Annotated in this window: 11 protein-coding genes; 2 read left to right on the forward strand and 9 right to left on the reverse strand. The window is 67.7% G+C overall.

All coding sequences use genetic code 11. From position 1 onward, the window contains the following. Positions 1-123: 123 nt before the first annotated feature. The 5 genes from AC1DYK_RS16820 to nadB all read right to left on the reverse strand — a co-directional run bounded on the left by AC1DYK_RS16820 (position 124) and on the right by nadB (position 4,765). Positions 124-795, reverse strand: a complete 672-nt coding sequence (locus AC1DYK_RS16820) for an AraC family transcriptional regulator ligand-binding domain-containing protein (RefSeq protein ID WP_478167364.1) — start codon at positions 793-795, stop codon at positions 124-126. A gap of 205 nt (positions 796-1,000) precedes the next feature. Next, on the reverse strand, positions 1,001-1,831 hold the full coding sequence (gene panC / locus AC1DYK_RS16825; RefSeq protein WP_478167365.1) for a pantoate--beta-alanine ligase: 831 nt from the start codon (positions 1,829-1,831) through the stop codon (positions 1,001-1,003). A gap of 10 nt (positions 1,832-1,841) precedes the next feature. Continuing rightward, positions 1,842-2,726, reverse strand: coding sequence for a 3-methyl-2-oxobutanoate hydroxymethyltransferase (gene panB, locus AC1DYK_RS16830; protein WP_478167366.1), 885 nt, complete (start codon positions 2,724-2,726; stop codon positions 1,842-1,844). Between the two features lie 18 nt (positions 2,727-2,744). Continuing rightward, positions 2,745-3,146, reverse strand: a complete 402-nt coding sequence (panD, locus tag AC1DYK_RS16835) for an aspartate 1-decarboxylase (RefSeq protein ID WP_442285846.1) — start codon at positions 3,144-3,146, stop codon at positions 2,745-2,747. Between the two features lie 41 nt (positions 3,147-3,187). Then, positions 3,188-4,765, reverse strand: a complete 1,578-nt coding sequence (gene nadB, locus AC1DYK_RS16840) for an L-aspartate oxidase (protein ID WP_478167367.1) — start codon at positions 4,763-4,765, stop codon at positions 3,188-3,190. Positions 4,766-4,920: 155 nt separating this feature from the next. On the opposite strand from nadB, the gene nadC reads away from it, so the two are divergent. Together nadC and nadA are read left to right on the forward strand one after the other, a co-directional pair. Next, complete coding sequence (gene nadC, locus AC1DYK_RS16845) at positions 4,921-5,796, forward strand: carboxylating nicotinate-nucleotide diphosphorylase (RefSeq protein WP_478167368.1); 876 nt, start codon at positions 4,921-4,923, stop codon at positions 5,794-5,796. 14 nt (positions 5,797-5,810) lie between these two features. Next, entirely contained in the window at positions 5,811-6,932 is a 1,122-nt protein-coding gene (nadA, locus tag AC1DYK_RS16850) for a quinolinate synthase NadA (protein ID WP_478167528.1), read from the forward strand. 6 nt (positions 6,933-6,938) lie between these two features. Here nadA and AC1DYK_RS16855 read toward each other — a convergent pair whose 3' ends face one another. The 4 genes from AC1DYK_RS16855 to AC1DYK_RS16870 form a co-directional block, all read right to left on the reverse strand. Next, positions 6,939-13,319 (reverse strand): amino acid adenylation domain-containing protein, encoded by a 6,381-nt coding sequence (locus AC1DYK_RS16855; RefSeq protein WP_478167369.1) that lies wholly within the window; start codon positions 13,317-13,319, stop codon positions 6,939-6,941. A gap of 176 nt (positions 13,320-13,495) precedes the next feature. Continuing rightward, positions 13,496-15,358 carry a non-ribosomal peptide synthetase gene (locus AC1DYK_RS16860; RefSeq protein ID WP_478167370.1) on the reverse strand — a complete coding sequence of 621 codons (1,863 nt, stop codon included), beginning with the start codon at positions 15,356-15,358 and terminating at the stop codon, positions 13,496-13,498. 197 nt (positions 15,359-15,555) lie between these two features. Continuing rightward, positions 15,556-16,737: a lipocalin family protein gene (locus tag AC1DYK_RS16865; protein WP_478167371.1), complete on the reverse strand. Its 1,182-nt coding sequence runs from the start codon at positions 16,735-16,737 to the stop codon at positions 15,556-15,558. Between the two features lie 80 nt (positions 16,738-16,817). After that, positions 16,818-19,046 (reverse strand): NADP-dependent isocitrate dehydrogenase, encoded by a 2,229-nt coding sequence (locus AC1DYK_RS16870; RefSeq protein ID WP_478167372.1) that lies wholly within the window; start codon positions 19,044-19,046, stop codon positions 16,818-16,820. Positions 19,047-19,082: the final 36 nt, after the last annotated feature.

A 19,082-nucleotide genomic window follows, 5' to 3' on the forward strand; every position in this document is an offset into this window, starting at 1 on the left:
GCTTGCCGCGCCGCATCGGCGCCAGTGCCAGAGGCGCCGCTCTGACGATCGCGCCGCGGGGCGTGGGGAGATCGAGTGGGACATGAGGCCGAATGAAACAATTTGTAGTGGATGCGGACGAGGCTATCCACCAGCGGCGTGGCTGTCGATCACCGGTTTCCGTGAGCGGGTGCGCTTCACTTTCAACAGGTCAACTGGCGGCCGCATGCGGGTTGAGAGAAGACACATTGCAAGTTTGCCAACTCCAGTTCTCAGGGACCGTGTTGATTGGCCGTAGGGCAACCCTACCGTGAGCTCATCGACAGGCCGACCGAGGATCGCCTCGAGCAGTCTGCAGTGCGCGCCAAGGACGGACTGCATGACGAACACGTGGGTCTCACACAGCGGGCGCAGCGTCTTGACCTTGAGGGTGCTCCATCGAGGGCCGTTGTCCACCTGGAAGTCCATGCTCCCGAAGATCAATTTGGCGTGCCGACTCAGGTACTGGAGGCCTTGGCCCAGGCTGTCGCTTGTCACTGCTGCGATCCCCACCGGGCTGTGATACGGCTGGAGCATCGACCCTGCCATCAGGCCCAGCGCGGGCTCGCCACTGCACTGGATGGCATGCGCGACAAAGCGACGGAAGACAGAGAAGTCCACCATGCGCTGCCCGTCGCAGAGCTCATGCCACCAAGCCAGGCCTGCACTTGCAAGTACTTCCGACGGCCGTACGCCGCGGCTGTTCAAACAGTCCAGGATGCTGCGGACGTAGACCGGATGCGCGAACGGAATGGCGACTTCGCCCTTGATACTCATGACTCGATAGTTGGGTTGGCCTTGACCCGAACTTGTTGCTTCGTCGAGTCATATTTGGCTGTGCCCAATCTACACGCCAACTCTCGGACGCCACTCTGCAAATGGTCCGAGACGTTTCCTGAGAATCACCGGAAAGTTCTCTTGCCGCGATCTGTCCTTGGTTGGTGCCTTGGCGACGAATTCAACGCTTCTTGGCAACCGGCCGTCAGCCGTCGATCTCGAGGTTGTCGATCAGGCGCGTGCTCCCCAGACGCGCCGCCGCCAGCGCCACCAGCGGCTCGCCGGCCGTCGGCGCCTGCAGGTCCGAGCGGCGGCGCAGCACCATGTAGTCGGGCTGCCAGTCTCGCGCGCTGAGGGCCTGCATGGCGCGCGCCTCGATGGCGCCGAAGTCGCGCTCGCCCGAGCGCACGGCCGCGGCCATGGCCTGCAGCGCCTGCGACAGCTGCACGGCCTCTGCGCGTGCGGCGTCGCCCAGGTAGCCGTTGCGCGAAGACAGCGCCAGCCCGTCGTCCGCGCGGCGGGTCTCGCCGCCGACGACCTCGATCGGCAGCGCGAACTGGCGCACCATGTGGCGGATGACCATCAGCTGCTGGTAGTCCTTCTTGCCGAACACGGCCACGCGGGGCTGCACGCAGGCGAAGAGCTTCATCACGACCGTGCAGACGCCGACGAAGAAGCCGGGCCGGAAATGGCCTTCGAGGATGTCGGCCAGCGCGCCGTCGGGGTGCACCTTGCAGGTCTGGGGTTCGGGGTAGAGCGCCTTTTCGTCGGGCGCGAACAGAAGGTCGCAGCCGGCCGAGCGCAGCTTCTCGCAGTCGCTGTCCCAGGTGCGCGGGTAGGTGTCGAAGTCTTCGTGCGGCAGGAACTGCAGCCGGTTGACGAAGATGCTGGCCACGGTGACGTCGCCCAGCGGCTTCGCCTGCCGCACCAGGGCCAGGTGGCCGTCGTGCAGGTTGCCCATGGTGGGCACGAAGGCGGGGCGCCGGTAGCGGCTCAGGTGGTCGCGCAGTTCGGGAATGGTGCGGGCGATGTGCATGGTCGTGTGCCTACCAGGCGTGGAGTGAGTCGTCGGGGAAGCTGCCGTCCTTGACGGCGCGCACGTAGGCCTGCATGGCTTGCGCGATGCCCGGCGCATCGGCCATGAAGTTGCGCACGAACTTCGGCAGCTTGCCGAGGCCGACGCCCAGCATGTCGTGCAGCACCAGCACCTGGCCCGCGGTGCAGCGGCCGGCGCCGATGCCGATGGTCGCGCAATGGCGCAGTTCGTTCGTGAGTTCGGTCGCCAGCGCGGCGGGCACCATCTCGAGCACCAGCATCGCGGCGCCCGCGTCCTGCAGCGCATGGGCCTGCTGCTTGAGCAGCGCCGCGGCCTCGCTGCCCTTGCCCTGCACGCGGTAGCCGCCCAGGGCATGCACGGTTTGCGGCGTCAGGCCGAGATGGGCGCAGACCGGGATGCCGCGCTCGACGAGGAAGCGCACGGTCTCGGTGGTCCAGCCGCCGCCTTCGAGCTTGACCATGTGCGCGCCGGCCTGCATCAGCTGCGTGGCGCTGTGCAGCGCCTGTTCGCGCGACGCGTGGTAGCTGCCGAAGGGCAGGTCGGCGATGAGCCACGCCGTGCCCTGGGTGCGGCGCAGTCCGCGCGCCACGCTTTCGGTGTGATAGCGCATGGTGTCGAGCGACACGCCCACGGTGCTCGGAAGCCCCTGGCAGACCATGCCCAGCGAGTCGCCGACCAGCAGGCATTCGACCCCCGCGGCATCGGCCACGGCGGCGAAGGTGGCGTCGTAGGCGGTCAGCATCGTGATCTTCTCGCCGCGCGCATGCATGTCGGCCAGGCGCGGCAGGCTCAGCGGCTTGCGAGTCGATGGCGGCGAGGCCGGGGGCAGGCTGCCGTAGGGGGTGGCCGCATCGGCGGCGGGCAGGGATGACATGTCCTCTTGCTCCCGATGTCAGGCCGCGACGGCTTCGCCCGAGGCGGCCTGCACCGGGATGTGGGCGCGCTCTTCCTTGATGCGGTTGGCGTCGTCGACGAAGACCAGCTTCGGCCGGTGCGCTGCCACCTGCTCCTCGGGCACCAGGCCGAAGGCCGCGATGATGATCAGGTCGCCCACGGCGGCGCGGCGCGCGGCCGAGCCGTTGACCGAGATGATGCCGGTGCCGCGCTCGCCGCGGATTGCATAGGTCACGAAGCGCTCCCCGTTGTTGATGTTCCAGATGTGGACTTGTTCGTTCTCGGCCATGCCGGCGGCGTCGAGCAGGTCTTCGTCGATGGCACAGGAGCCTTCGTAGTGCAGCTCGCAATCGGTGACGGCGACACGGTGGATCTTGGACTTGAGCAGGGTGCGGAACATGGCGTGAAAGCTCTTTCTTTGTGCGAGAAAAGATGAAGGTGTCAGCCCGCGGGCGGCACGAGGATGGTCGGTGCCGCTGGCGCGGCGAGCGTCGGATAGTCGCGGCTGAAGTGCAGCCCGCGGCTTTCGCGCCGGGCCTGGGCCGAGCGGACGATCAGGTCGGCGACCTGCACCAGGTTGCGCAGCTCCAGCAGGTCGCGCGTGACGTGGAAGTGGCCGTAGAACTCCTGCACCTCGCCCTGCAGCAGCGCGATGCGGTGCGCCGCCCGCTCGAGCCGCTTGTTGGTGCGCACGATGCCCACGTAGTCCCACATGAAGCGCCGCAGCTCGTCCCAGTTGTGCGAGATGACCACGGTCTCGTCGGCGTCGGTGACGCGGCTGTCGTCCCAGGCCGGCAGCTCGGCGCGCGGTCGTTGCGGCGCCTCGGCGATGGCCTGCGCGGCGGCGCGCGCGAACACCATGCACTCGACCAGCGAGTTGCTGGCCAGCCGGTTGGCGCCGTGCAGCCCGGTGCAGGCGGTCTCGCCGATGGCGTGCAGGCCGGGCACGTCGGTGCGTCCCGCGAGGTCGGTGAGCACGCCGCCGCAGGTGTAGTGCGCTGCCGGCACCACTGGAATGGGCTCGCGCGTGATGTCGATTCCCAGTTCGGCGCAGCGCGCCAGGATGTTCGGGAAGTGTTCCTGCAGGAAGGCCGGGCTCTGGTGCGAGATGTCGAGGTGCACGCAGTCGAGGCCGTGCTTCTTCATTTCGAAGTCGATGGCGCGCGCCACGATGTCGCGCGGCGCGAGTTCGGCCCGCTCGTCGTGCGCGGGCATGAAGCGGGTGCCGTCCGGCAGCAGGAGCCGCCCGCCTTCGCCGCGCACCGCCTCGCTGATCAGGAAGGACTTCGCGTCCGGGTGGTACAGGCAGGTCGGATGGAACTGGATGAACTCCATGTTCGCGACGCGGCAGCCCGCGCGCCAGGCCGCAGCAATGCCGTCGCCGGTGGCGGTGTCGGGGTTGCTCGTGTAGAGATAGACCTTGCCGGCGCCGCCGGTGGCCAGCACGGTGTGCGGGGCGCGGAAGGTCAGCACCTCGTCGGTGGCCTCGTCCAGTGCATGGAGGCCGAGGCAGGCGTTGTCGGTTCGCCCGAGCTTGCGGCCGGTGATCAGGTCGACCAGCGTGTGCTGCTCGAACAGCGTGATGTTGGGCGTGCGCCGCACCTGCTCGATCAGCGTGCGCTGCACCGCCGCGCCGGTGGCGTCGGCCGCATGCACGATGCGGCGCTCGCTGTGGCCGCCTTCGCGCGTGAGATGCAGCTCGCCGTCTTCGAGCGAGAAGGGCACGCCGAGCGCGCGCAGCCAGGCGATGGCCTCGGGCGCATGCTCGACCACGAAGCGCGTGGCGGCCAGGTCGCAGAGGCCCGCGCCGGCGACCAGCGTGTCGTCGACGTGCGACTGGATGCTGTCGCCTTCGGCCAGCACCGCGGCGATGCCGCCCTGCGCCCACTGGCTGGCGCCGTCCTGCAGGGCGCGCTTGGTGATGACGGCGACCCGATGCGTGGGCGCCAGGTGCAATGCAGTGCTGAGGCCGGCCAGCCCGCTGCCGACGATCAGGACATCGAATTCATGAAAAATCACAGGTCTTCGCTCTTGGCTCGGATGACAAACGGGGCGAACCATAACCGACTCTTGCGCTACGCCCGCGTGCATTTAGGCGAGGCGACCGCATCGGCATCGCTGCTACGATCGCGGCCATTCGCCGCATGTGTGTGGCCTCGCGACCGATGATGAAGATGGACAGTACTCTCGATTTTTCTTCCGCCGAATGGGCCGCCATGGTGCGCGCCGATGCACTGCGGGCCCTCGATGAAGATGTTGGCAGTGGCGATCTCACGGCCTCGCTGATTGCCTCCGATCGCCGCGCCGAGGCGCGGGTTCTCGCCCGCGAGTCCGCCGTCCTGTGCGGGGCGCCCTGGGTCGAGGCGGTGGTCCGCCACCTGGATCCCGGCGCACGGATCGTGTGGCATGTCGCGGAAGGCGATCGCTGCGCGGCCGACCAGACCGTGCTCGAAATCTCGGGCGCTGCCCGAGCGCTGCTCACGGCCGAGCGCACCGCGCTCAACTTCCTGCAGCTGCTCAGCGCGGTGGCGACCAAGACCGCGGCCCATGTCGAAGCCGTGCGCGGCACGCGGGCGCAGATCGTCGACACGCGCAAGACGCTGCCCGGCCTGCGCCTGGCGCAGAAGTACGCGGTGCGCATCGGCGGCGGCGTCAATCACCGCATCGGCCTCTACGATGCCGTGCTGATCAAGGAGAACCACATCGTCGCGGCCGGTGGCGTCAGCGCCGCCTTGCGTGCCGCGGCCGAGGTCGCGAGCCGCGCGACCTTCGTGCAGATCGAGGTCGAGACCCTGGCGCAGCTCGACGAGGTGCTGGCCGACGGGGCCCGCATGGTGCTGCTGGACAACATGGACCTGCCCGCGCTGCGAGAAGCCGTGCGTCGCAATGATGCGCTCGGCGATGCCCGTGCCTTGCTGGAGATCTCCGGCGGCGTGACGCTCGACGGCCTGCGCGCGCTGGCCGAGACCGGCATCGACCGGATCTCGATCGGGGCCCTGACCAAGGACGTCAAGGCGATCGATTTCTCGATGCGGTTCCGGGAGGCTTGATCATGACGCTGACCATGGAGCTTCCGCTGATCGACGTCGACTACGAGCAGCCGCTCGCCGCCGCCGGCGGCGCCGCCTGCGAAACGCGCCAGGCGTGGGCCCGCGTGGCACCCGAGCCGGGTGCCGCGGAGCGCCTCGCGCTGAAGGATCGCATCCGCCGCCTGCTGCGCGAGCGCGATGCGGTGATGGTGTCCCACTTCTACGTTCATCCCGACCTGCAGGACCTGGCCGAGGAAACCGGCGGCCTCGTCAGCGATTCGCTCGAGATGGCGCGCTTCGGCCGCGACCATGCGGCGCGCACGCTGGTGGTCTCGGGGGTGCGCTTCATGGGCGAGACCGCCAAGATCCTGTCGTCCGACAAGCGGGTGCTGATGCCCGATCCGGACGCCACCTGTTCGCTCGACCTCGGATGCCCCGCGGACGACTTCGATCGCTTCTGCGCGCAGCATCCCGACCGCACGGTCGTCGTCTATGCCAACACCAGCGCCGCCGTGAAAGCGAGGGCCGACTGGGTGGTGACGTCGAGCTGCGCGCTGGACGTGGTGCGGGCACTGACGGCGCAGGGGCGCAAGATCCTCTGGGCGCCCGACCGGCACCTGGGCGACTACATCCGGCGCGAGACCGGCGCCGACATGCTGAGCTGGGGCGGCGCCTGCATCGTGCACGACGAGTTCAAGGCGCTCGAACTCGAGCTGCTGAAGCAGGCCCACCCGGCGGCCCGGGTGCTGGTGCATCCCGAGGCGCCGGCCGATGTCATCGCGCTGGCCGACGCGGTCGGCTCGACCTCGGCCATCCTGAGCGCGGCGCAGCGCCTGGATGCGAGCGAGTTCATCGTCGCCACCGACAGCGGCATGCTGCACAAGCTGCGCACGCTGAATCCGGGCAAGACCTTCATCGCGGCGCCCACCGCGGGCAACGCGGCGACGTGCAAGAGTTGCGCCCACTGTCCCTGGATGGCGATGAACGGCCTGGCCGGCCTGGCGCACGTGCTCGAGACCGGGGCGGGCGAGGTGCATGTCGAGCCGGCGCTCGGGCGTCGCGCGCGGGTGCCGATCGATCGCATGCTGGCCTTCACGGCAGCGCTCAGGGGCGGTCAGCCGGTCGATCACCTGGTGGCGGGCATCGGCGCGGCCTGAGCAAGGCTAGGGCCCGCGCTTGAACAAGCGCTGGAACCACCCCTTGGCCTCTTCCGCCTGAACCGGTTCGTGCTCGGACAACTCGATGCCGCTGGCGAGTTGGGCCAGGGATTCGAAGATCATGCGTCGGGCTTCCAGCCGGACGCCGCTGGCGCGCTGGAAGGCGACGACGACCCGGCCGACCTGCAGGGAGTCGCCGCCCAGGTCGAAGAAGTTGTCGAGCCGGGAGATCTCGGCGCCGTCTACCGCCAGCAGTTCGCTCCAGATCCGGGCCAGGGCCATCTCCGCAGGCGTGGAAGGGGCGTGGCCTGCAACCGCATCCGTCCGCTGCTCGATCCTGGGCGCGGGCAACGCATGCCGGTTGATCTTCCCGTTGGGAAGCAGGGGCAGGGCCTCGAGCGCGACGTAGTACTGGGGCAGCATGAAGTCGGGCAGGCTCACTCTCAGGTGATCCCTCAGCGCCGGCGTGTCGAGCGCCCCGTCTCGCGCAACGGCATAGGCCACCAGCCTGGCGTCCCCGGGGCGGTCTTCGCGCGCGATGACCAGGCATTGCGCGATGTTCGGGTGTGACTGCAGGCGCGATTCGATCTCGCCCAACTCGATGCGATGGCCGCGCACCTTCACCTGGAAGTCGAGCCGCCCCTGGTGCTCGAGCAGGCCGTCGTGGCGCCAGCGCCCGCGGTCGCCGGTCCGGTAAAGGTGCGCCTGGGGGTCCGGACTGAACGGGTCGGGGATGAAGCGCTCGGCGGTCAATTCGGGTCGGTGCAGGTAGCCTGACGTGACGCCGTCGCCACCGATGAAGATCTCTCCGGATACGCCGGCCGGGCATCGATGGCCCTGTGCATCGAGCACGTGGATGCTGGTGTTGGCGATCGGCCGGCCGATCGAAATGGTCTGCGGCCGCGAGGGCACCTTCCAGCAGGTGGACCAGACCGTGGTTTCGGTCGGACCGTACATGTTCCAGAGCTCGCCCGTTCGCTCCGAGAGCTGCTCGGCCAGATGCGGGCCGAGGCTCTCGCCCCCGACCAGCGCCTTGAACGACGACGAGCCGGTCCAGCCGGCATCGATCAGCATGCGCCAGGTCGCCGGCGTCGCCTGCATCACGGTGGCGCGGGCCTGGTCGATCAGGGTCCGGAGCGCCTCGCCGTCGACGGCCTGCTCCCGGGTGGCGAGCACGACGGTGGCGCCGGCGAGCAGCGGCAGCAGCACTTCCAGCACCGCGATGTCGAAGCTCAGCGTGGTCACGGCGACCAGCACGTCGTGCTCGCCAAGACCGGGTTCGTTCTGCATCGACAGCAGGAAATTGACCACCGCGCGGTGGGGCACCACGACCCCCTTGGGCTTGCCGGTGGAGCCGGAGGTGTAGATGACGTACGCCGGATCCTCCGGCCGGGCGTCGGCATCGCCGTCGGCCGGCAGGGGGGTCTCGGGGTGGGCCATCAGCTCGGCCTGTGCCGGGTCCAGCAACAGCGTCGGTAGTTCGATCTCGCGCCACAGGTCCGAAAGACCCTGCTCGGTCAGGAGCAGCGTCAGCGCTGCATCCTGCGCCATGTCGTGCAGCCGTTGCAGCGGGTAGGCCGGGTCCAGTGGCACATAGGCGCCTCCCGCGCTCAGGACGGCGAGCTGCGCGACCACCATCTCCGGGGATCGCTGGGCGCAGAGCCCCACCAGGCTACCTCGCCGCACGCCGCGGGCGCGCAGCGCATGGGCCAGTCGATGCACGCGCGACCAGAGCTCTGCATGGCTCAGCGCGGCGCCCGGCACCTGCATGATGGCCGTACCGGCCGCCTTGCGCCGCGCGCGAAGAAGCGCGTGAACCGTCAGGTGGTGCGGATAGGCGATGTCGGTCCGGTTCCAGCTCTCGAGCCTCGCCTGATCCAGGGGACTGGCCGCCGAATGGTCGTGCAGGGGCCGGTCCGGCTGCCGGACGAACAGGTCCAGCAGATGCATGTAGTTGTCGAGCATCGCCTGCGCGGTCTCGGGCGCGAAGAGCTCGGTCGAGTAGCTCAATGACAACGAGTGCTCGCACTCGGTGTCGATCGTCAGTGCCAGGTCGAACTGCGCCGCACGCAGGTTCAAGGGCAGGAAGCCGACGTCGAGGCCTTCGAACTGCGGCGTCTTCCGGGGCGTGTTCAGCACATTGAACATCACGCGAACTTCAGGTGCCCTGGTGCCGGGCGCCTGCTTGTGCAGCAGGTCCATCAGGTAGTCGAAGGGAATGTCCTGATGGGTGAACGCCGACAGGCAGGTCTCGCGTACCTGCTGCGCCAGCTCCCTGAAGCTTTGCGTCGGCCGCACGTGGCTGCGCAGCGCCAGCGTGTTCACCAGCGAGCCGACGACCTGCTCGGACTCGAATCGGGTACGTCCTGCGATGGGTGTCCCGACCACGACGTCTTCCTGCCCGCAATAGCGCGCCAGCAAGGCCTGGAAGGTGGCCAGCAGGGTCATGAACGGCGTCAGCCCGAGGCCGCCGCCGAAGCGCTTGACGCCGGCGAGCCAGCCTTCCGGGAATTCCCGTCGAATGCGGTCGCCCTGGCTGGTGAGGCGCTGGGCCACGGCCGTATCGGATGTCAGGTTCAAGGGGCTGATGTCGGCAAGTTGCCGCAGCCAGTAGCGCGTCTGGCCGGCGAGCACATCGTCGTTGATGTGCCCTCTCTGCCAGCTTGCGTAGTCGATGAAATCGATCGACCGGGAGTTCGGGGGCATCGCCTGGCCCCGCAGTTCGGCGGCGTACAGGTCCTGCAGTTCGTGCATCACGATGCCCCACGACCAGTCGTCGCCGATGATGTGGTGCATCACCAGCACGAGGGCATGATCGTTCGCGTCGCGCTCGATCAGGATGAATCGATGCAGGGGCGCCGATGCCAGGTCGAAGGGCTCCGCGGCGATGCGTGCGGCCTGTCGCTCGAGTTCGTCGTCCCGCTCGGCCTCGGGAACGGCCGCCAGCGAGAGCTGGACCAGGTTGGCCGGCTGCGCCTCGCCGACGAAGGCCATGGGTTCGGTGTCGCCGAAGTCGAAGGTCGTGCGAAACGCCTCGTGCCGCGCGACCAGTTGATCGAGCGCCCGGTGCAGCGCGCCCTTGTCGAGCGGCCCGCGCAGGCGCAGCGAGTCGCGCATGTTGTAGGCCGCGCCCTGCGGATCCATCTGGTTCAGCACCCACATGCGCCGCTGAGAGAAAGACACCGGCAGCGGCCCCGTCCGTGGCAGCGCCACGATGGGCGCCAGGGGCGACGCGCTGTCCGCGGCGGGGTCCGAGGCGAGGCCGCCGACCGTCCGGGCCATGTCCTCGATCGTCGGTTGCTCGAAGATCCCGCGCAAGGGCAGCTCGACCCGAAGGGTCGCGCGGACCCGGGACACGATCTGCGTGGCCAGCAGCGAATGACCGCCGAGATCGAAGAAGTTGTCGCGTACGCCGAATCCGGACTTGCCCAGCACACCGGTCCAGATGTCGAGCAGGGTGGATTCGATCGGCGATCGCGGAGCGACCAGTTCATGGGACGCCGAGGCGGTGTCGGGCTTCGGAAGGCGGTTGCGGTCGAGTTTGCCGCTGGTCAGGAACGGCAGCTCGGACAGGAACATGAATACGGTCGGAATCATGTAGTCGGGCAGCCGCGATTGCAGCGCCGATCGCAGGGAGGCGGCATCGGCCGGCCCCTTCAGGACCACGTAGGCGACAAGCTCCTGGCGGCCGGGGGCGGTCTCGCGCAACAGCACCGCGTTCATCCGCACGCTGTCGCAGGCGGCGAGCGCGGACTCGATCTCGCCGAGTTCGATGCGGAAGCCGCGCAGCTTGACCTGGTGGTCGTTGCGCCCGATGAACTCCACCACGCCATCGTGCAGCCAGCGCGCCAGGTCGCCGGTACGGTACATGGTCTCGCCGGGCCGGAAGGGATTCGGCACGAAGCGCTCGGCCGTGAGGTCCGGGCGATTGCGGTAGCCGCGCCCCACGCCAAGCCCGCCGATGTACAGCTCGCCCGCCACGTTGACGGGCTGGGGCTGGTGCCGCGCATCGAGGACGTAGAGTTGGACGTTGGCGATGGGACGACCGATCGGCACGATGGTGCGATCAGGCAACTGCTCGCCGATTTCATACCAGGCGCTGTCGACGGTCGCTTCGGTGGGCCCGTAGAAGTTGCCGAGCCTGACGCCCGGCAGGAGTCGCCGGAATGACAGCGCGAGCACGCGTTCCATGGCCTCGCCGCCGCTGAGCACATAGCGCAGCCGCGGGTACGTCAGCCCTTCCAGTTCGGCCAGCAGCACACGCAACTCGGACGGCACGAACTGGATCACACTGATGTCGTTCTCACGAATGGCTTCAGCCAGCAAGCGCATGTCCTGATGGACATCGGGCTGCGCGATCACGAGCGTCGCGCCAGAGGACAGGGTCGAGAAGAATTCCCAGGCCGATGCGTCGAAGCTGACGGAAGTTTTCTGCAGCACGCGGTCGCTTGAGGTCAGCCCCAGCGTGTCGTTCATCCACAGCACGTGGTTGCTCAAGCCCTGGTGCATCAACTGCGCGGCTTTCGGCGTGCCGGTCGACCCCGAGGTGTAGATCATGTAGGCGAGTTGGTCCGGTCGCGTCGAATCGGGCAACTCGGCCAGCGGCTCGCGGGGCAGCTCTCCCCCCGGGTCCGGAACCACGACGAGCTTCATCGTCGGCGAGGTCTCGACCTGCTGCAAACGGTCGACCAGATGCGCCTGGGCCAGCACCACGGCCGGCGCCGCATCTTCCAGCATGGCCTGCAGCCGCTCGGTCGGCTGCTCCGGGTCCAGCGGAAGGAGGACGCCGCCGGCCTTGAAGATCGCCAGGTAGCCCACGACCAGGCCGAGGCAGCGCTTCATGCACAGGCCGACCGCGACTTCCGGCCCGACGCCCAGCGCGCGCAACTCGTGCGCGAGCTGTTCCGACAGCAGGTCGAGCTCGCGGTAGCTCATGCTGTGTGGCCCGAAAACCAGTGCGACGGCATCCGGCGTCGCGCGCGCCTGGGTGCGAAAGAGCGCATGCACCGGCAGGTCGGCCGGGCCGGCCGTGGGGCCCTGGTTCCACTCGACCAGCACCCGGTGCTGCTCGGCCGCGTCCATCAGCGGCAGGCGGTCCAGCGCGCAGGCGGGATCGGCCACGATCCCCTCGAGCAGCCGGACGAAGTGCGTTGCCATCTGGGCGATGGTCTGCGGCTCGAACAGGTCGGTGCGGTACTCGAACGCCGCTTCGAGCCCCTGTCGGCCGCTTTCGAGGACGGTCAGCGACAGGTCGAACTTGGAGGTCTGCGCAGGAACGCTCAGCTGCTCGCTCTCCAGGCCCTCGATCTCGAGGACACGGTAAGGGAAGTTTTCGAGCGCGAACGAGACCTGGTAGAGCGGATTGCGGCTGGTGTCGCGTTCCGGGCTCAGCTCGGCCACCAGCCGGTCGAACGGCATGTCCTGGTGGGTGAGCGCTGCGAGCGTGGTCTGGCGCACGTTCTTCAGCAACTCGATGAATCCGGACTCGCGCTCGACATGGCTGCGCATGACCACCGTGTTGACGAAGTAGCCCACCAGTCCGTGCAGCCTCGCATCGTCGCGCGCCGCCAGCGGGACGCCGACGGCGATGTCGGTCTGGCCGCCATAGCGCATCAGCAGCACGTCGAAGGCCGCCAGCAGGGCCATGAAGAGCGTGGCGTCCTGGTTGGCCGCCAATGTCCGCAATGCAGCGGTGAGTTCCGGGGCGATGCGCACCGTCAGCGTCCGGCCCGCATAAGCCACGTGGGAAGGGCGTGCCAGGTCGGTCGGCAGGTTCAGCGTCTGCAACTCGCGCAGGTTCTCGCGCCAGTACGCGCCTTGTGCATGAAGACCGCCGCGTTCGAAGCGCTGGCGTTGCCAGACGGCATGGTCCGAGAAGCGCAGCGGCAGCTCGGCCATGCCGCTGCCTTCGCCGCCCTGCGCATAGAGCTGACCGAGTTCGCGCTTGACGACGCTCATCGACCAGCCATCGGCCACGATGTGATGGACCAACAGGATCAGGACGTGGTCGTCCGGCGCGATGCGAATCAGCTCGGCGCGCAGCAACGGCGCGCTGGACAGATCGAAGGGCTCGGCGATGGTGGCCCGGATGCGCTCCAGCAGCGCAGCTTCCGTCGTGTCGCTTGGCGCCAGCGGCACCTGCCGCAGACGGAACCGCTCCAGCGCGACGCGCACCGGTACGACCTTCTGCACGGGTGCTTCCGCAGTGGCGTGAAACTCGGTGCGCAAGCTTTCGTGGCGCGCAATGAGCGTCCGCTGGCTGCGCTCCAGCAGCTCTGCGTCCAGCGGACCTCGATAGCGCGTCGCCGAATGAATGTTGTAGGCCGTGCCGCCGCTGACCATCTGATCCAGGAACCACAGTCCTTCCTGCGAGAAGGACAGTGGCACGCCGTCATTCGGGTCACCCGCCGTGGACGGGCCCGCCTGCGCGCGTTGTTGCAGAAGTTTGCGGGCAAGAATGCGTCGTCGTGCTTCGGGGCTGTCGGGGCTCGTCGGAATCGAAGGCTCCGCAGCGGCCAGGTTCGAGGCTGGGTTCATGGCGATTTGAAACTGGGAAAACGAGGTCAACGACCCATCGGGTCGGTGCCGAGCAAGCGGGCGACTTCGTCGTCGCTCAGGGCGTCCAGGTCGGCCTGCAATGCCGAGCTCAGCGCATCGGCCTCTTCGATGGCGGCTTGCACCGTGGCCGCGAAGGCGACGACCGTCGGCGCGGCCAGCAAGGCCGATGCGGACAGGTCCAGGCCCCACGTTTCATTGACGGTCCGAGCCAGCCGTAGCGCTGACAGGGAATCGCCCCCCAGGGCGAGGAAGTTCGCATTGGATGGGGACATCGGCTGGTCCAGGGTCTGCGCGAACAGCAGGGCGATGTGCGCCTGGAACGGCGTCAGTGGCGCAGCAGGGGCGGCCTCGATGCCCCCCGAGATCTGATGGCGAAGACCGAGGCGTTGGACCTTGCCGCCCGGGCCCACGGGGATCCGATCGACCACGTGGATGCACGCCGGCACCTTGAAGTCGGCGATGACGCCGAAAAGGCGGGAGCGCAGGAACTGTCCCGAAACCGCGCTGTCTGGCGCAGGCACCACGGCCGCGTGGACGTCTTCGCCCATCGTCGGGTGATCCACCGGGTAGGCCACGGCTTGAGCGACGCCCGTCAAGCGCAAGAGGGCCTGCTCGACTTCGAAGGGCGATATTTTTTCGCCGCCCCGGTTGATCAGTTCCTTGCTGCGGCCGGCAAGGAAGAAGAAGCCGTCCTCGTCGAACCAACCGAGGTCGCCGGTATGAAACCATCCGTCCCGAAAGGCGTCGGCGTTGGAACGGGGAGCGTCCTCGTAGCCATCGAACACCGAGGGGCCACGTGCCATGACTGCGCCCAGCTGCCCCACCTTCAATGGATGGCCCTCGTCATCGATCACGCGCAGCTCCGCGCCGACCGGGCGGCCTATCGATTCCGCCTTTTGAACGTCGGGCGGCAACGGATTGCTGGACAGTGGTCCGGCCGTTTCAGTGATGCCATAGCCCTGAATCACGGGAACGCCCCACAGGTCTTCGATGCGGTGTTGCAAGCCCGCGGGCAGACTCGACGATGCCGAGCGAATCAGGCGAAAGGCGTGCGGCGGCATCCCCGAGTGGTTGCGCGACACGTGGTCGACAACGGCTTGGTGAACAGTGGGCGTCGCGGTGTACCAGGTGGGACGGAATTCGCGCGCCCAGCGCAGGAACTCCGTGGCGTCGAAGGCGGGCGTACACACGACGGACGAGCCGGAGACGAGGGGCGCCAGCAGCCCGACGATCAAGCCTTGGCTGTGGTACACGGGCATCACGCACAAGCTGCGGTCTTCCGGGCTGAGCTCGAGGTGATGCGCGGTCTGGAGTGCGGAATGCACGATCTGCTGCTGCTTCAAGGGCACGCGCTTGGACTTTCCGGTCGTGCCCGAGGTCATCAGTACAAAGGCTGTATGTGCCGGTTCGGGCCAGGGTGCGTCGGCACCGGCTTTTTCGCTTCCCGATGGACTGTCGAGCCAGCGCTGCATGTCGAAGGTCAGAGGGACCAGCCCCAGCGTCTGCGCAATACGGGCTGCCATGGGGTCATCCGGCAAGCCGACGATGGCATCGGCGCTGGCGTCGTCGAGCTGCGCGAGGAGTTCCGTCGAGGTGAGCCTTGGGTTCAACGGAATGCAAACGGCCCCGCATGCAATGGCCAGGCAAGAAACCGCCAGCTCCATGCCCGACGGCATCAGCACCGCAACGCGAGCGGCGGGTGCAAGGCCGTGGGAAGCGAGCCAGGGCCGCGCGTGCTGCACGAGGGCGAACAACTGCGCGTAGCTGAGGGGCTGGAATCCTGGTGCCAGAAGGGCGATCGCAGCAGGTGTTCGCGTGGCATGGCGCTCGAGTTGCTGCGCCAGTGTCGAGACTTCGAACTCAGGCAAATGACATTCCTTCGCATCGACCCGGAGTCGATGCCCTCAGCAGATGAACGGGTGGCCTTATTCGATTCGTTGTGATCCTTGTAGATCGAACGCTGCCGTGATGGACTCGAAGAGTAGCATCTTCATATGCTTCCAGTGAGTCCCTGCCCGAGGGCATGTCATCGATGCAAGGGGGCTGGGGCGGGGCCCGCCGACGGTCACTTGCGGTTCACGCGCGCCGCATCCAGCCGGTCATAGCCGCTCAACTCGACGAATCCTTCCCCGCTGGAACTGCCCGTGACCTTCACGGGTCCCTCCCAGTAGATGTTCGCGGTCGTCCCGCTCGAATCGAATTCGCTGTCGGCGACGAAGGGCTTGATGCTCAACACGCCCGACGGGAGCTTGACGCCCCATTCGACGACATAGGTGATCTTCGTCTTCGGGCTGGTCCAGGTGTTGCCGGGCGTCAGTTCGATGTCGCCCGGCTTGAGGGCCACGGACCCGCTGGCGTTCGAGACCGTGCCGGCCGTCATGACGTTCCGGCCCTCCATGTCGAACAGTTCGTAGAGCATCACGTCGGACCCATCCGCCAGGTGCAGCGCGAACCAGTTCCAGCCCAGGCTCAGGACATCGAAGTCGCCCCACTGGTGATCGAACCACACGTCGCCGCTGACCTGGACGGGTTTGCCGCCGATGGCGATTTCGCCTTGCGCCGCCACACGCGGGCGCGAGTAGTAGTAGCTGATGCCGCTCTTGCCGAAGTCGAGCAGGCCCGGCGTGTCCGAGCCCGCCGCGCGATGCGCGACGACCGGGCGGGCATCGTTCAGGTCGAGCGCGATGGAGGCGCCTTCGAAGGACGCGCGCAGCACATGCAACGGCCCCGAGGCCGCGACCTGCCAGCCGTCCTGCCTGAAGTCGAAGCCCTTGGCGACGCTCTTCGCGGGAATCCCGCCGGTGCGGGTCTGGCTCGCATAGCGCTTGCCGGTTTGAAGGTCGGTCAGCGCCGCGTGCATGACCGTGTGCTTGATCAGGCCGTTGGCGACGAAGACGGCGACGTGGAAGGCATAGCGATTGCCCGTCTTCGCGTCGAGGATCCCGTTGTAGTACCACCACTCCATGCCGGACCCATGGGGGGCGTCGTCGGCCGGCAGGTTCAGGGGAGGCAGGGCGGCGGTCCGCTCGACCGGTTTCCTGCCCGTGTCGACCGACCCGGCCGATGCGGCGGCGGCCGGGGCCGGTTCGGACGCCGACAGATAGAACAGGCCCCAGCCGACTACCGCGATGATGACGACCACGGCCGCCGCGAAGACCTTCAAGCCCCTGCGCCGTGCCCGCCGCTTTCGCGAGGAGCGCGACCCGCTGTGGCTGTGGTCCATGCGGGCGTGGTCGTCGGCTTTCATCTGTGGGATCCAGGTTGAGCGATGGGACGGAGCCTACACCGCGCAACCGTCGACCGCGTCCGGGCATCCCCTGAGCGGATTTATGCCTCCAGCGCCGCGTTGAAGGTCGCGCTCGGCCGCATCACGGCCGCGGTCTTCTTCGCATCCGGCAGGAAGTAGCCGCCGATGTCGGCCGGCTTTCCCTGCACGGCCTTCAGTTCGTCGACGATCTTCTGCTCGTTGGCGGCCAGCGACTTGGCCAGCGGCGCGAAGTGCGCCTGCAGTTCCTTGTCGTCGGTCTGGGCGGCCAGCGCCTGGGCCCAGTACAGCGCGAGGTAGAAGTGGCTGCCGCGATTGTCGAGCTCGCCGGTGCGGGTCGACGGGCCCTTGTTGTTGTCGAGCAGCGTGCCGGTGGCGGTGTCGAGCGTCTCGGCCAGGATCTTGGCCTTCTTGTTGCCGGTCTTCTGGCCCAGGTCTTCCAGCGACACGGCCAGCGCCAGGAACTCGCCGAGCGAATCCCAGCGCAGGTGGTTCTCCTCGACCAGCTGCTTGACGTGCTTGGGGGCCGAGCCGCCGGCCCCGGTCTCGAACATCGCGCCGCCGGCCATCAGCGGCACGATCGACAGCATCTTGGCGCTGGTGCCCAGCTCCATGATCGGGAACAGGTCGGTCAGGTAGTCGCGCAGGATGTTGCCGGTGACCGAGATGGTGTCCTTGCCGCGGATCACGCGCTCCAGCGTGTAGCGCATGGCGCGCACCTGCGACATGATCTGGATGTCCAGGCCCGTGGTGTCGTGGTCCTTCAGGTAGGTGTGGACCTTCTTGATCAGCTCGGCTTCGTGCGGACGGTACTCGTCGAGCCAGAACACGGCCGGCATGCCCGACAGGCGCGCACGGTTCACGGCCAGCTTGACCCAGTCGCGGATCGCCGCGTCCTTGACCTGGCACATGCGCCAGATGTCGCCGGTCTCGACGTTCTGCTCGAGCAGCACCTCGCCGGTCGCGATGTCGACGATGCGGGCCACGCCGTCCTCGGGGACCTCGAAGGTCTTGTCGTGCGAGCCGTATTCCTCGGCCTTCTGCGCCATCAGGCCGACGTTGGGCACGGTGCCCATGGTCACGGGGTCGAAGGCGCCGTTGGTCTTGCAGAAGTTGATCATCTCCTGGTAGATGCGGGCGAAGGTGCTCTCGGGCATCACGGCCTTGGTGTCCTTCGGACGGCCGTCGGCGCCCCACATCTTGCCGCCCAGGCGGATCATGGCGGGCATCGAGGCGTCGACGATCACGTCGTTGGGCGCATGCAGGTTGCTGATGCCCTTGGCCGAATCGACCATCGCCAGCTCGGGGCGGTGCTCGTGGCAGGCGTGCAGGTCCTTGATGATCTGGTCGTGCTGCGACGAGGGCAGGCTCTCGATCTTCTCGTAGACGCTGCTGAGGCCGTTGTTGACGTTGACGCCCAGCTCCTCGAACAGCTTGCCGTGCTTGGCGAAGGCGTCCTTGTAGAAGACCTTGACGGCATGGCCGAAGACGATCGGGTGCGAGACCTTCATCATCGTCGCCTTGACGTGGAGCGAGAACATCACGCCGGTCTCGCGCGCGTCTTCCATCTCGTCCTCGTAGAACTTGAGCAGCGCCTTCTTGCTCATGAACATGCTGTCGATGATCTCGCCCTCGAGCAGCGCGACCTTCTTCTTCAGCACGATCGTCTGGCCGCTCTTGGTGACCAGGTCCATCTGGACGTCGCGGGCCTTGGTGAGCGTCATGCTCTTCTCGCCGGCGTAGAAGTCGCCGCCGTGCATGTGCGAGACGTGGGTGCGCGAGGCCGGGCTCCACTTGCTCATCGAGTGCGGGTTCTTGCGCGCATTGCGCTTGACGGCGGCCGGTGCGCGGCGGTCCGAGTTGCCCTCGCGCAGCACCGGGTTGACCGCGCTGCCCAGCGCCTTGGCGTAGCGCGCCAGCGTTTCCTTGTCTTCGGCGGTCTTCGGGTCTTCGGGAAAGTCGGGCAGGTTGTAGCCGCGGCCCTGCAGCTCACGGATGGCGGCCTGCAGCTGGGGCACCGAGGCGCTGATGTTGGGCAGCTTGATGATGTTGGTGTCGGGGAACTGGGTGAGGCGCCCGAGTTCGGCCAGGTTGTCCGGCACGCGCTGCGCCTCGGTCAGGCGGTCGGGGAATTCCGCCAGGATGCGGGCCGCGACGGAGACGTCGCTGGTGACGACGTCGATGCCCGCCGGGGCGGCAAAAGCCTGGATGACGGGCAGCAGGGAAGCCGTTGCCAGCAGCGGCGCTTCGTCGGTGAGGGTGTAGATGATTCTTGATTTTCCGGCAGTCATTCGGGACCTCTTGTGCATTGAACAGATGGATGAGTC

This window comes from Variovorax sp. P2_H12 (assembly GCF_056403395.1).